13 protein-coding genes are annotated in these 12,578 nt (G+C 64.5%); 8 read left to right on the plus strand and 5 right to left on the minus strand.

The features are described from left to right. On the plus strand, window positions 1–396 hold a 396-nt coding region (locus tag QQK95_RS31100), incomplete at its 5' end, for a LysM peptidoglycan-binding domain-containing protein (protein WP_284278311.1). Here QQK95_RS31100 and QQK95_RS31105 read toward each other — a convergent pair. After that, window positions 347–1,207 (minus strand): NAD(P)H-dependent oxidoreductase, encoded by an 861-nt coding sequence (locus QQK95_RS31105; protein WP_284278312.1) that lies wholly within the window; start codon window positions 1,205–1,207, stop codon window positions 347–349. The genes QQK95_RS31100 and QQK95_RS31105 overlap by 50 nt on opposite strands. Window positions 1,208–1,300: 93 nt before the next feature. On the opposite strand from QQK95_RS31105, the gene QQK95_RS31110 reads away from it, so the two are divergent. The 4 genes from QQK95_RS31110 to QQK95_RS31125 all read left to right on the plus strand — a co-directional run bounded on the left by QQK95_RS31110 (window position 1,301) and on the right by QQK95_RS31125 (window position 4,987). Then, window positions 1,301–2,233, plus strand: a complete 933-nt coding sequence (locus QQK95_RS31110; protein ID WP_284278314.1) for a LysR family transcriptional regulator — start codon at window positions 1,301–1,303, stop codon at window positions 2,231–2,233. A gap of 67 nt (window positions 2,234–2,300) precedes the next feature. Further along, window positions 2,301–2,648 (plus strand): ArsR/SmtB family transcription factor, encoded by a 348-nt coding sequence (locus QQK95_RS31115; protein WP_284278315.1) that lies wholly within the window; start codon window positions 2,301–2,303, stop codon window positions 2,646–2,648. Between the two features lie 25 nt (window positions 2,649–2,673). Continuing rightward, window positions 2,674–4,557 (plus strand): ABCB family ABC transporter ATP-binding protein/permease, encoded by a 1,884-nt coding sequence (locus tag QQK95_RS31120; RefSeq protein WP_284278316.1) that lies wholly within the window; start codon window positions 2,674–2,676, stop codon window positions 4,555–4,557. 82 nt (window positions 4,558–4,639) lie between these two features. Continuing rightward, window positions 4,640–4,987, plus strand: coding sequence for an antibiotic biosynthesis monooxygenase family protein (locus QQK95_RS31125; protein ID WP_284278317.1), 348 nt, complete (start codon window positions 4,640–4,642; stop codon window positions 4,985–4,987). On the opposite strand, the gene QQK95_RS31130 is transcribed toward QQK95_RS31125, so the two are convergent. Continuing rightward, window positions 4,984–5,850 carry an SMP-30/gluconolactonase/LRE family protein gene (locus tag QQK95_RS31130; RefSeq protein ID WP_284278318.1) on the minus strand — a complete coding sequence of 289 codons (867 nt, stop codon included), beginning with the start codon at window positions 5,848–5,850 and terminating at the stop codon, window positions 4,984–4,986. The genes QQK95_RS31125 and QQK95_RS31130 overlap by 4 nt on opposite strands. Window positions 5,851–6,165: 315 nt before the next feature. On the opposite strand from QQK95_RS31130, the gene QQK95_RS31135 reads away from it, so the two are divergent. Together QQK95_RS31135 and QQK95_RS31140 are read left to right on the plus strand one after the other, a co-directional pair. Beyond that, on the plus strand, window positions 6,166–6,864 hold the full coding sequence (locus QQK95_RS31135) for a phosphatidylserine decarboxylase (protein WP_284278319.1): 699 nt from the start codon (window positions 6,166–6,168) through the stop codon (window positions 6,862–6,864). 3 nt (window positions 6,865–6,867) lie between these two features. Continuing rightward, window positions 6,868–7,686, plus strand: a complete 819-nt coding sequence (locus QQK95_RS31140) for a CDP-alcohol phosphatidyltransferase family protein (RefSeq protein WP_032929550.1) — start codon at window positions 6,868–6,870, stop codon at window positions 7,684–7,686. Window positions 7,687–7,713: 27 nt separating this feature from the next. Here QQK95_RS31140 and QQK95_RS31145 read toward each other — a convergent pair whose 3' ends face one another. Together QQK95_RS31145 and QQK95_RS31150 are read right to left on the minus strand one after the other, a co-directional pair. After that, on the minus strand, window positions 7,714–9,936 hold the full coding sequence (locus QQK95_RS31145) for an AMP-binding protein (protein WP_284278320.1): 2,223 nt from the start codon (window positions 9,934–9,936) through the stop codon (window positions 7,714–7,716). A gap of 139 nt (window positions 9,937–10,075) precedes the next feature. Continuing rightward, complete coding sequence (locus QQK95_RS31150; RefSeq protein ID WP_284278321.1) at window positions 10,076–10,483, minus strand: tautomerase family protein; 408 nt, start codon at window positions 10,481–10,483, stop codon at window positions 10,076–10,078. 113 nt (window positions 10,484–10,596) lie between these two features. Between QQK95_RS31150 and QQK95_RS31155 the strand changes: the two genes are divergently transcribed. Then, the gene (locus tag QQK95_RS31155) at window positions 10,597–11,460 is read left to right on the plus strand and encodes a LysR substrate-binding domain-containing protein (protein WP_284278322.1); all 864 of its coding nucleotides are present in this window, start codon (window positions 10,597–10,599) and stop codon (window positions 11,458–11,460) included. Window positions 11,461–11,638: 178 nt separating this feature from the next. On the opposite strand, the gene QQK95_RS31160 is transcribed toward QQK95_RS31155, so the two are convergent. Further along, window positions 11,639–12,547, minus strand: a complete 909-nt coding sequence (locus QQK95_RS31160; RefSeq protein ID WP_284278323.1) for a DMT family transporter — start codon at window positions 12,545–12,547, stop codon at window positions 11,639–11,641. Between the last annotated feature and the right edge of the window lie 31 nt (window positions 12,548–12,578).

Raw genomic sequence — 12,578 nt, forward strand, 5'->3', positions numbered from 1 at the left:
GCCGCGGAAGCGCCTGCCGCACCGGCGCCAGCTCCGGCCGTTGCCGCCGCTCCGGCCGAGACCACGCCGGCAGCGCCCGCCGCGGAGGCTCCGGCCGTTGTCGCTGCCACGCCGCCGAGCGATGTGCCCGAGACGGTGTCGCCCAAGCTCGAACATGCCGACGGCGCGGTCATCATCCGCCGCAACGACACGCTGTGGCGGATTTCGCGGCGCGTCTACGGCCACGGCGTGCGCTATTCCACCATCTACCTCGCCAACCAGGACCAGATCAGGGATCCCAATCGCATCTGGCCGGGCCAGGTGTTCAAGGTTCCGGAAAAGTCCAAGGAAGGCGAAGCAGCCGATCTCAAGGCAATGGGCGAGCAGGCGACGACGGCGCCGCCCAAGAAGCAGTAGAAGCCCGCATCGATCGGTTGGCATCGCCTGCCTGGTTGGAGTGAAGCGCGAAACCGATTGCACCGGGATCGCCCAGCTCAGGGCGGAGATTCATGCTCGGAATGAGATAATCTCCGCCATTTTGCCGACGGTATGGGATGGGCGCCGTCGTCGCCAGCGTCCGCATCCTGTCACGCAGCTGTTCAGCCACGGGCTCGAAGCCGGTCTCGTCGAGACGATCGACCTTGTAGACCACGAACGGCGGAAGCACGTCGTATCCGAGATAATAGAGGATCCCGTGATTGATCGGGAACAGCAGATCGTCGATGGGCCCGTTGATCCCGCGCGGCGTGTAGTGCTCCTCCCAGCCTCCCGCGGTCACGATCAACATCGCGCGTTTCCCGACAAGGGTACCTTCGCCATAGCGATCGCCCCAGCGCCGATCGCTATGCTCACCGACGCCATAGGCAAATCCGTATGCGAACACACGGTCGACCCAGCCCTTGAGGATCGCCGGCATGGCGAACCACCAAAGCGGGAACTGCAGGATCAAGGTGTCGGCCCACAGCAGCTTCTCGATCTCGGCCTTTACATCGCCGGTTAGCGTGTTGGCCTCGAAGCCCTTCTTGGAAGCCGCGACCGGGATGAGCCGTGCATCGGGTTCCAGTGATGGGAAATCGGCGCGGTCGACTTCGGATTTCCAGCCATCGGCATACAGGTCCGATACGCGCACCTCATGCCCTTGAGCCTCGAGTTCCCGTACAGCGACGTCACGAAGGGCGCCGCTCAGCGAGCGTGATTCGGGGTGGGCGAAGACGAGCAGAACTTTCATGGGTCAGATCCAATATTGAGGAAACTGACGGGAAGGTAGCCAATGGCCGTTCAATCCACTATATGCAGGTAATGCATAATATTATGCCGAATAATGGATAAGTCAGACATTACGTTCGAGCGCATGCGCACCTTCATTCGCGTGGCCGAGCGCGGCAGCCTGTCGGCCGTCGCGCGGGAATTTGGTGTCGGGCAGTCAACGATCACGCGGCACGTGCGGGAGCTCGAGGAAGCGGTCGGCGTGCCTTTGCTCAGCCGAACGACCCGGCGGGTCACGATGACCGCCGAAGGCAGCCGCTATTATGCCAATAGCGTTCAGATCCTGCGCCTCGTCGAACAGGCCAGCGACGAGGCCCGGGGCACGCGTGGCGCGCCGGCCGGCACAATCCGGATAAGCTGTACGGCGGCTTTCGGCGTCTTGCACGTCAGCCGCCTGATCTTCGCTTTTCAGGACCGTCATCCCGACATCGGGGTGGACCTCAGCCTCACCGATGAGCGGGTGGACCTCGTCCGCGAGGGGGTCGATATCGCGCTTCGCCTGGGGCCGCTCACGGACAGCTCGTTGAAGCTGCGGGCCCTCGGCCAGTCACGGCGTCTGCTCGTGGCCTCGCCGGACTATCTGGCGGCGCGGGGACGACCCGTCGTCCCTTCGGATCTGTCGCGGCACGAGGGCATCCGGATGTCGAACGTGGCGGGCAGCGAAACGCTTGCTTTGCAGGGCGTCGGTGGCGAACGCCACACGGTGCCTTTCGCGGGGCGACTGCGGATCGACCATGGACTTGCCGCGCGGCAGGCCATGCTCGCCGCTCGCGGGATCGCGCCGGCGCATCGATGGCTTGTGGATGATCTTCTGGCGGCGGGCTTGCTCGAGACGATCCTGGCGGATTATGCGCTGCCGTCCGTCCCGCTGAACATGTTGATCGTCCCGGAGCGCGCGGGCGTCGCAAGGGTCCGTCTGCTGGTCGAGTTTCTGGCTGAACAGATTGCCGCTATCCCGGGGATCGAGAAATCCATCCCGGAGCATTAGCCGCCACCCGATCTGCCCGGAAGAGTAGCTTGCGGCGGTGCCGTTCATCGTCTATCGCCGATGAACGATGACGCAATCCACCCTTGAACCAGACCGCGCTGCCGGCGCTCCACCCAACCGCGGCTCGGACAGCCACGCTGTCGCGGCGCGATTTGCAGCGTTGTCGCATCCGGCCCGCATCGAGATACTGAAGCACCTCTCGGCCAGCAATTCCTGCTGCTGCCGCGAGGTCGTCGACCGTTTCGATCTGGCGCAGTCGACCGTGTCCCAGCATCTGAAAATACTGGTCGAGGCAGGTCTGGTCCGCTTCGAGCCCGACCGCCAGCGCTCGCGCTATGCCGTTGATCGCTCAGCCCTTGCCGATGTATCGGCATCGCTGAACGCGCTCGTCAATTCCTGCTGCTACGGCCGCTGACCCTCTCACCCAAAAGGCAAGAAAAGTGGCCGAAAAAACCGTCTCCGCCGATACCTCGACGCTCACGACATTGCGCAATCTGTGGCCCTATATGTGGCCGGCCGACCGCGCCGATCTCAGGGCGCGCGTCACCTGGGCGACACTGCTACTGGTCGTCGCCAAGCTAACGCTGGTTGCCGGTCCCTATTTCTTCAAATGGGCGACCGATGCATTGGCGGGTGGCTCCAAAACGCCGCCGCCGCTGCCGTCTTTCATGCTTGCCCCGGTGATGCTGGTCGTCGCCTACAATGTGCTGAGGCTGGTCCAGCTTGGCTTCAACCAGTTGCGCGACGCGCTGTTTGCCCGCGTCGGCCAGCATGCGGTGCGCCAGCTTGCGTTCCGCACCTTCGTCCACATGCACCAGCTGTCGCTGCGCTTCCACCTGGAGCGCCGCACCGGCGGCCTGTCGCGCATCATCGAGCGCGGCACCAAGGGCATCGAGACGATCGTGCGCTTCATTATGCTCAACACCGCGCCGACCATCCTCGAATTCGCGCTGACCGCCGGCATATTCGGTTTCACCTATGGTTGGAAATACGTGGCCGTGGTGGCGATCACCGTCTGGCTCTACGTCTGGTTCACGGTCAAGGCGAGCGACTGGCGCATTTCGATCCGCCGCGACATGAACGACAGCGACACCGACGCCAACACCAAGGCGATCGACTCGCTGCTCAATTTCGAGACGGTCAAATACTTCACCAATGAGCGCATGGAAGCCGACCGCTTCGACCGTTCGATGGCGCGCTACGAAGTGGCCGCCACCAAGACCTGGACCTCGCTCGGCTGGCTGAATTTTGGCCAGGGCGTCATCTTCGGCCTCGGCACGGTCGTCGTCATGTGCATGTCGGCGCTGGAGGTGCAGGCGCACACGCAGACCGTCGGCGATTTCGTCTTCATCAACGCCATGCTGGTGCAGCTTTCCGTGCCGCTCAACTTCATCGGCTTCATCTACCGCGAAATTCGCCAGGGCCTTACCGATATCGAGCATATGTTCGACCTGCTCGACGTGCCGCAGGAGATCGTCGACAAGCCGGACGCCAAGCCGCTCACCGTCGGAGCGGGCAAGGTAGAGTTCCGCGACGTGCATTTCTCCTATGATCCGAACCGCAAGATCCTGAAGGGTGTTTCCTTCGAGGTGCCGGCCGGCAAGACGGTCGCCATTGTCGGGCCGTCGGGCGCGGGCAAGTCGACCATCTCGCGGCTGCTGTTCCGCTTCTACGACGTGCAGGCCGGCCAGGTGCTGATCGACGGCCAGGACATCCGGGATGTCACCCAGGACAGCCTGCGCGCGATGCTCGGCATGGTGCCGCAGGACACGGTGCTGTTCAACGACACCATCGCCTACAACATCCGCTACGGCCGGGTCGGCGCAAGCGAGGAGGAAGTCCGCAAGGCCGCCGAACTCGCCCAGATCGGGCCGTTCATCGAAAAGCTGCCAGACGGCTACAAGTCGATGGTTGGCGAGCGCGGGCTGAAGCTGTCCGGTGGCGAGAAGCAGCGCGTGGCGATCGCCCGCACCATTCTGAAGGCGCCGCCGATCCTGATGCTCGACGAAGCCACCTCGGCGCTGGACAGCCACACCGAGCAGGAGATCCAGGCCGCGCTCGACCTCGTCAGCAAGGGCCGCACCACCATCGTCATTGCCCACCGTCTTTCGACGGTGATTTCCGCCGATGAGATCATCGTGCTCAAGGACGGCCAGATCGCCGAACGCGGCACCCATGTCGAGCTGATGCGCAATCACGGCCTCTATGCCTCGATGTGGGACCGCCAGCGCGAGGCGACCGAAGCCGAGGAGCGCCTGCGCCTCGCCCGCGAGGGCGACGAGCTCGGCGTCATCGTTCGCCGGCGGACGTCGGAGGTAAATTGATTTTTATGTTTGACCTCAACTTAAGTTGAGATTGTACGCCGTTCCTGGAGCCCGAAAACACCATCATCCAGGAACAATCGAAATGAACGACATAAATCAGACTGTTAACGGCGGCAGCGTGTTCAGGGTGGACAAGTTCGTCGTCCCGGCCGCCGCCCGCGAGGAGATCCTCGTCAAGGTCAAGACGACGCATGAATTGCTGCGCCAGCAGCAGGGGTTCGTGCAGGATTTCCTGCTCGAGCAATTTTCAGGGCCGGGCGAATTCAATCTGGTGACGATCGTCGAATGGGAGAGCCAGGCGGCCGTCGACAAGATCGCGCCTATCGTCAAGGCCGCGCATGAGCGCATCGCCTTCAACCCGCAGGAGACGATCGCCCGGCTTGGGGTGCGCGCCGACATCGCCAACTATCAGCGGATTCCCGGGCTCTAACCGGGCCAGCCGACGCCAGGTGCCGGCGCCTCGATGCTCAGCACCTGGCCCGTGCGGGCATCGCTGACCATGTGCTCGAAGCCGCGCCACTCGGCGGCGGCGATGAACAGCGTTTGCCTGGCCGCGCCACCGAGCATGCAGGCAAAGCAGCCGCGATCGGCAGTGACGGTCTGCAGCACCTCGCCGCCTTCGCGCACCCGCACGCAGTGCTTGTTGGGAACATCGGCGTACCAGACCGCGCCTTCGGCATCGAGGCAGATGCCGTCGGGATAGCCGTCGAGGTCGGCCCAGACCCGCCGGTTGGACAGGCTGCCGTCGGCGGCGATGTCGAAGGCGGTCAGCCGGTTGCCATGGGATTCGGCAAGGATCAGTGTTGTGTTGTCCGGGGTCACCGCCATGCCGTTGGCAAATGCGATGTCGTCAGCCACTTGCCGGATCGCACCGTCCGGCGTGATCAGCACAATGGTGCCCGGGCCGAAATACTCACCGGCGGCCGGCGCCGGCCCGCCGCCATTGACATAGATGTTGCCGCGCCCGTCGACGACGATCTCGTTCCAAGGACTTTTCGACAGACCGCGCAGATCGGCATGGGTGACGAGCCTGCCGTCGGCTTCCTGCCGAAGCAGCAAGCCTTCGCGGCCAGAGACGACCAGCAGCCGCCCATCCGGCAGCCAGTCGATGGAATAGGGCAGGACGGCCGGCACAGTGAGCATGATTTCGCGATTGCCATGCGCATCGGTCGCGATGATCTCGCCGGTGCCCCAGTTGCAGACCCACAGGCGTCCGTCATGCCAGCGTGGCGATTCCCCGAAGGCGAGGCCCGCGGTAACGAGACGCGCCGGCGTGACCGATTGTATCTGCATGAGGGAAACTCCTTGTTGCGCGTCATCTTGGCTGAAAGGTCCTTCGAAGGACGCTGTCTCACCAAGGACGGGCGAGGGGTCTTCTATCCGACGGCCGCTTTGTTATTTCGTTCAGGAAAAATTGCCGATACCCTATGACGGTGGCTTGTTCGTTGTCGTCGTTATTGACCTGCGGGTCTTGACCGTACCGCCAATATCGCACGTGCCGTCGCGCCCGCCAGCCGCAGCCAATGCGGCGTCGCCGATTGTTGCGTTGCGGCGAAGGAGGCTTTCAGCTATTGAGGCCCGACCTGAAACAGGGACCGCCCCCACCCCATGAGCCTTGTCGACACGGTCAAGAACGCGTTCGTACCGATCCATCGCGAAGGCTATCCCTTTATCGCGGCCTTTGGCGTGGGCACACTTTTCCTTGGCTATTTCTCCTCGGTCCTGTTCTGGATCGGCCTGATCCTGACCGCCTGGTGCGTCTATTTCTTCCGCGATCCCGAGCGCGTCACGCCGGTCGACGACCGCCTGGTCGTCAGCCCCGCCGACGGCATCATCTCGGCGGTCGGACCGGCCGTGCCGCCGCGCGAGCTTGGCCTCGGCAATACCGAGATGACCCGCATCTCGGTGTTCATGAACGTCTTTTCCTGCCATGTGAACCGCTCGCCCGTGCGCGGCCGCATCGCCAAGATCGAGCATCGGCCTGGAAAATTCCTCAACGCCGAACTCGACAAGGCCAGCACCGAGAACGAACGCAATGGCTTGGTCATCGAAAGCCCCAACGGCACGGTGGCGGCCGTCCAGATCGCCGGCCTGGTGGCGCGCCGCATCGTCTGCTGGGCCGAGGCCGGCGGCTCGATCGGCACAGGCGAGCGTTTCGGCCTGATCCGCTTCGGCTCGCGCGTCGACGTCTTCCTGCCTTTGGCCGCGACGCCGCGTGTCGCCGTTGGCCAGACGGCGGTCGGCGGTGAAACCGTGATCGCCGAATTCGGCGGTGTCGCCGGCACTCCTCTCGTCAGGATTTCCTGAACCTTGGGCGCGCCGTTCAAGAAGTTCGAGGCCCATGCCAGCGGTGGTCCGCGCATCCGCGAGATTCCGATGCGCATGGTGCTGCCCAATCTGGTCACCGTGCTTGCCATCTGCGCCGGCCTGTCCGGCATCCGCTTTGCCTTCGAAGACCGCTTCGAGACGGCAGTGGTGATGGTGCTGCTGGCTGCCTTTCTCGATGGCATCGACGGCCGGCTGGCACGCATGCTGAAGGCGACTTCGAAATTCGGCGCGCAGATGGATTCGCTAGCCGACATCGTCAATTTCGGTGTCGCGCCGGCTTTGGTGCTTTATGCCTTCCTGCTCGACCGCGCCGGCTCGCCGGGGTGGATCGCCGCGCTTCTGTTCGCCATCGCCTGCGGGCTCAGGCTCGCCCGCTTCAACGTGCTCGACGACGAGAAGGCCGAGCGTCCGCTGTGGCAGTCGGAATATTTCGTCGGCGTGCCGGCGCCGGCGGGCGCGGTGCTGGTGATGCTGCCGCTTTATCTATTTTTCCTAAGGCTTGGGCTGGAGCCCAGCCGCCCGGCCGCCTTCGTCGCAACCGGATTCACCATCCTGGTCGCCTTCCTTCTGGTCAGCCGGCTGCCGGTCTATTCCGGCAAGAGCATCAAGATTCCAGGCGACAGGGTGTTGCCGGTCATTCTGGCCGTCGTGCTCTACATTCTCTTGCTGATGACCTATCCCTGGTACACGCTGACGGCGTCGGTCGCGGGCTATCTGATCTTCCTGCCGTTTTCCGTGCGCGCCTACTCCAAGCGCGCCAAGCTCGAAGGCGAGAAGGTGCCGCCTTCGGACATAGGTTAGAAGGTTCGCCGAAGTCCTTGATCTGACTCAGGCCGCGACGCCCAGCCCCAGCCTGTCGATCGCCAGCTTCCTGGTCGAGACATAGTCGGTCTTGCCGGAACCGAGCACCGGGATTTCCTCCACCTTGACGATGTCGTTGGGCACCATCAGTTCGGCGGCCCCGGCTTTCTTGCCGAACTGGCGCAGCTCTTCGGGATTGGCATCGTCGGCGGTGGTGACCAGCACGATGCGCTCGCCGCGCCTCTTGTCGGGCACCGCTACCGCCGCATGCCGCTCTTCCGGCCACAGCGACTGCACCAGCATCTCGACCGCGCCCAGCGACACCATCTCGCCGGCGATCTTGGCGAAGCGCTTGGCGCGGCCGCGAATGGTGATGAAGCCTTCGCGGTCGACGGCGACGATGTCGCCGGTGTCGTGCCAGCCGCTCAGCGGCTGCAACTCGCCGGGGCGGTCGGCGGTCATGTAGCCCATCATCAGATTGGGTCCGTTCAGCCACAATTGGCCGGCATCCGCGATGCCCTCGACCGGTTCCAGCTTCATGCGCATGGCCGGCAACAGTCGCCCGACCGTACCGTCGCGCCCATGGATCGCGGTATTGACGGCAACCACCGGTGCGGCCTCGGTCAGCCCGAAGCCTTCGATGATCTCGGCCTGGAAGCGCTCGCGGTAGACGCGGCGGGTTTCCGGCTTCACCGCCTCGGCGCCGGCGACGACGAAGCGCAGGCTGGAGAAGTCGCCGTCCTTGGCAGTACGCGCATAGTTGGCGAGGAAGGTATCGGTTCCGAACATGATCGTCGGCTTCACCTTGCGGGCGATCTCGGGGATGATCTTGTAGTGGAGCGGTGAGGGATAGAGGAACAGCTTTACCCCGGTGACCAGCGGCAGGATGGTGCCGCCCGTCAGGCCGAAGGAATGGAACACCGGCAGCACGTTGAGCAGGATATCGGCCGGCGAGATGGTGATGCGCGCCTCGGCCTGCATGGCATTGGCGAGAAGGTTCTTTTGCGACAGGACGACTGCTTTCGGCGTGCCTTCCGAGCCTGAGGTGAACAGGATCACGCCCGGCTTGGCCGCGTCCTGCCGCTGCAGCGGCAAGCGCCACAGCAAGGCTGCGGCAAGCTTGTCTAGCGCGGTGACGCCTGCTCGCACATCCTCCAGCCAGAGCAGCCTGGCGCCGCCCTTTTCGACCGCGGCGACGATATCGCCGAGATCGGCTTTCTCGACAAAGGCGCGGGAGGAGACGACGGTGCGGATGACGGCCGTGCGCACCGCCGCCGTGACGCTCGCCGGCCCGGCCGTGTAGTTGATCATCGCCGCCACCCGGCCCGCCGAGAGAAGACCCACGAATGACAGCACGACGCCATTGGCGTTTGGCAGCATTATCCCCACCGCCTCGCCCGGCGCCGTCACCGCCTCGAAGCGCTTGCCCAGCACGCGGGCGCCGATGAACGTCTTGCGGTAGCTCAGCGCGCCCGAGATCACGTCCTCGACGATCGGGTGCGCGGCGCCGACCCTGGCTGCCGCATCGCGCATGGCCAGGAACAGGCCGCGATCGAGATCGGTGCCAAAAAGCCGTGCCTCGGCGACGCGGTCGAACAGCGCATTGGTGTTCGAGGCCTGGTCGGGATTGCGTGCCACCAGTTCGGCGATGGTCATCGGCTCCATCACGCTCATCGAGAGCTGCGGAAACCAGTGCCGCGGGGCCTTGGCCGCCGGCGTCAGGGAAACAGGCAGGCTGCGGGCACCGGCCACAAAGATGGGCACGATGCGGGCGTCGGCCTGCATGGCAATGCGGGTGACGGCGCGAAACAGTCGAAATGTCTTGACGTCGGGCTCGACCGCATCCGGCAGATAGACGGCGAGCCGGCCCTTGCCCTTCAGCACACGCACCAGCCGGCGGCTGACGAAAAGATGTTCGGCATTGAAGGCGATCGTGCGGCCGAGCTCACGCCAGGGTTCCAGCCACGGCGAGCGCGCCGAAATCTCGTCGAGAATGTGCAGCGTGTTATCCGGCAGAAGCGACAGCATCAGCGCCGGTTCGAAACGCGACTGGTGCGAGATGACGTAGATGACAGGAGCCTGCGCCTTGCGCGCGATCCTGATGCGGCTGTCGTCGATCCGGTAGGCGAGCTTGAACGGCACGTAGAGCATCGCCTGGCTGAAACGCAGGCCGAGGCGGAATTTTTCCACCACGCCGATGAGCAGCCAGGCCAGGGCAAGACCCGCAAGCAGCGCCAGTGTCAGGATCATGCCGCTTCTCTCCCAACGATTTTTGTCATCGCGGCTCTTCCGCGGCCGCCTCGGCGCAGAGGGTAGCGGAAGTGGGCGCTAGGTCAATGTGGGAAGAGACGGGTGTTCCTTCTCCCTGCGAAGGGAGCAGGAACGACCCTTACGCCGCCTTCAACCGCCCGCTGATGAAGCGGAACTCCTGCGTTTTGCCGCCATAGCCATAGGCGGCTGCCGGCACCTCATGCACGAAGGCATAGCTCTCCTCGTGCACCCCGCCCAGCAGGCGGCCGAAGGCATCGAAGAGAGCCTTGAGATAGGCTTCCAGCTCGAGCTTCGTGTTGGTGCCGTCGACCACCTTGATATCCAGCCAGAACGTGTTGGTGCCGTGTTCGGCCAGCGACTTGCCGCCCGCGAACCAGTGCTGCGGATCGATATAGGATACGGCGACGGCGGTGATCGTCGGATCCTTGCGCAATCGCGTGGCGGTGATCTCCGCTATTTCCCTGGCGATGCTGGCGGACAATGCGGCGTCTGGCTTGCCGGTGACGCTGATATTGATGATGGGCATTTTTCGTCTCCTTGGTTCTAGCGGCGGCTGATCGCCGTTGCAGAGACCATGTCACCTCAATTGAATCAAAAAAATCGAATTGTTTTCAACTAAAGATTCGATAATATCGAACTATGGAAACGCTCGATCCGGATCTGCTCAAAACCTTCCTCGCTTTCGTCGACAGCGGTTCGCTGGCGCAGGCGGCCATCGGCGTTGGCCGTTCGCCTTCGGCGGTGACCGCCCAGATGCAGCGGCTCGAGGAGATCGTCGGCGAGCCACTGCTGGCGCCGCAGGGCAGGGGACGCGGCCTGACGTCGGCCGGGGAAGACCTCGTCGGCCACGCCAGGCGCATCCTTGCCGCGCACCGTGAGGCGTGGCTGGCGCTGAAGGGGGCGCGGGCTGCCGGACGTGTCGCCATCGGCACGACGCAGGATTTCGCCGACAGTGGCCTGCCGGACCTTTTGCGCGCCTTCGCCTCCAGCCATCCGCGCGTCAGGATCGAACTGCGGGTTGGCCGCTCCGCCGAACTGGCGCAGGCGTTGCAGGCCGGCAGTCTCGATCTGGCGATCGTCATGCGCCAGACGGCGGCGGCGGACGAGGTCGGCGTCCTGCGCGAGCCGATGATGTGGCTGTGTTCTGGGAAAGGGCTGGCCTCGCGGCAGGAGGAATTGCCGCTGGCGCTGCTCGATCCCTATTGCGGGTTTCGCGAGGCCGCCCTCGCGGCGCTCGATGCCGCCGGCCGCCGCTACCGCATCGCCGCCGGCAGCGCCAGCCTGGCCGGTCTGCGCACGGCGGTGAATGCCGGCGTCGCGATGACCTTGCGGACCCCGCGCTTTGCCCATTCCGGCATTGTCGAAGCGCCGCGCGAGCTTGGCCTGCCGTCGATTCCGATGGCCGAGTTCGCGATCCGGCTGCGTGCCGGTGCCGATGCTTGCGCGGGCGATCTGGCGGCGCTGCTCAGCGGCAACCTGGCCCTGTCCCAGCCGCCGGGCTGATTTGGCTCCAGCGCAGGAAAAAGCCGACCTTGCGGTCGGGTCTGTTGGCAAAGAAAAAGCCGACCTTGCGGTCGGCTTGGGAGTAGGACGGGCCGAGGGGTTTGGGGGGACTCGGGGGGTGGCCCGTCGCACCAATAATGTCCGAGGCGGATGATGGTTCCGTGACTGTGCCACTTTTTTAAGAAATATTTGACGCTGCCGGTTGAGAGCGGGCCGCCAGCCAGTCGCGGCCGGCATGGGCGAACACCGCGCAGAGCACAATGGCGCCGCCGACCATGCTGGCGACAGGCGGTATCTCGGCGAGGAAAAGGAAGGCAAACAGGATCGCGAACGGCACTTCCGCCGAGCCGAGCAGGCCGGATTCCGGCGCCGGGATAAGCCGCGCGCCTTCCGTCCACAGGATCGACGACAAAGCGAAGGATGCGCCGAAGGTGACGAGCAGAACGGCATCCCTTGCCGAGACCGCCAGGGGGTCGGTGATGAACCAGCCGAGTATGAACAGCAGGAAGGCCGAAACCGCGCCGGCCCATACCACGGGCGTGTCGCGGAAGGCGCGCACCATGATCATGTAGAGCGCGCTGCCGGCGGTCATCAGCAGCGCCAGTCCGTCGCCGAACAGATTGCCGGTACCGAAGCCCGACCAGACCATGATGCCTACGCCGCACAGCGACACGGCCGCCGCGAGCATCGTCTGCAGGCGGAAGGGTTCGCGCACCAGCACCCAGGCCAGCAAGGCGGCGATGAAGGGCGACGTCGCGTAGATGACCGCGACATTGGCGACGAAGGTGAATTTGAACGCCGAGATGAAGGCGATGCTGGCCAGCGCGCCTTCCACCGCCAGCAGCCAGCCGCGCCAGCCAAGTCGCAGCGTGCCGCGGTTGCCCGAGCGATGGCGGCGCCACAGCACATAGAGGCTGATCAGGATCGAGCCGACAAAGCCGCGCCAGCAGGTGATGGTCAGCGGATCGGCATGGATCGACTTGGTCAAGACACCGGTCAGGCCGAACACCGCCGCCGATGACGACACCAATATGATGCCAAGCGTGCGTTCGGTGGCTTCGGGTTTGGCGGCAGCGACGTCAGTCATGCCGGCAGCCTACCCCGTTCGGTCCTGACAT

The sequence above is a fragment of the Mesorhizobium huakuii genome (assembly GCF_030160235.1).
Taxonomy (GTDB): Bacteria; Pseudomonadota; Alphaproteobacteria; order Rhizobiales; family Rhizobiaceae; genus Mesorhizobium; species Mesorhizobium huakuii.

Excerpts from the sequence above, each read along its gene's own strand:
- QQK95_RS31105 (WP_284278312.1), bottom strand. The coding sequence starts at position 1,207 with ATGAAAGTTCTGCTCGTCTTCGCCCACCCCGAATCACGCTCGCTGAGC.
- QQK95_RS31110 (WP_284278314.1), top strand. The coding sequence starts at position 1,301 with ATGGATAAGTCAGACATTACGTTCGAGCGCATGCGCACCTTCATTCGC.
- QQK95_RS31115 (WP_284278315.1), top strand. The coding sequence starts at position 2,301 with ATGACGCAATCCACCCTTGAACCAGACCGCGCTGCCGGCGCTCCACCC.
- QQK95_RS31125 (WP_284278317.1), top strand. The coding sequence starts at position 4,640 with ATGAACGACATAAATCAGACTGTTAACGGCGGCAGCGTGTTCAGGGTG.
- QQK95_RS31130 (WP_284278318.1), bottom strand. The coding sequence starts at position 5,850 with ATGCAGATACAATCGGTCACGCCGGCGCGTCTCGTTACCGCGGGCCTC.
- QQK95_RS31135 (WP_284278319.1), top strand. The coding sequence starts at position 6,166 with ATGAGCCTTGTCGACACGGTCAAGAACGCGTTCGTACCGATCCATCGC.
- QQK95_RS31145 (WP_284278320.1), bottom strand. The coding sequence starts at position 9,936 with ATGATCCTGACACTGGCGCTGCTTGCGGGTCTTGCCCTGGCCTGGCTG.
- QQK95_RS31150 (WP_284278321.1), bottom strand. The coding sequence starts at position 10,483 with ATGCCCATCATCAATATCAGCGTCACCGGCAAGCCAGACGCCGCATTG.
- QQK95_RS31155 (WP_284278322.1), top strand. The coding sequence starts at position 10,597 with ATGGAAACGCTCGATCCGGATCTGCTCAAAACCTTCCTCGCTTTCGTC.
- QQK95_RS31160 (WP_284278323.1), bottom strand. The coding sequence starts at position 12,547 with ATGACTGACGTCGCTGCCGCCAAACCCGAAGCCACCGAACGCACGCTT.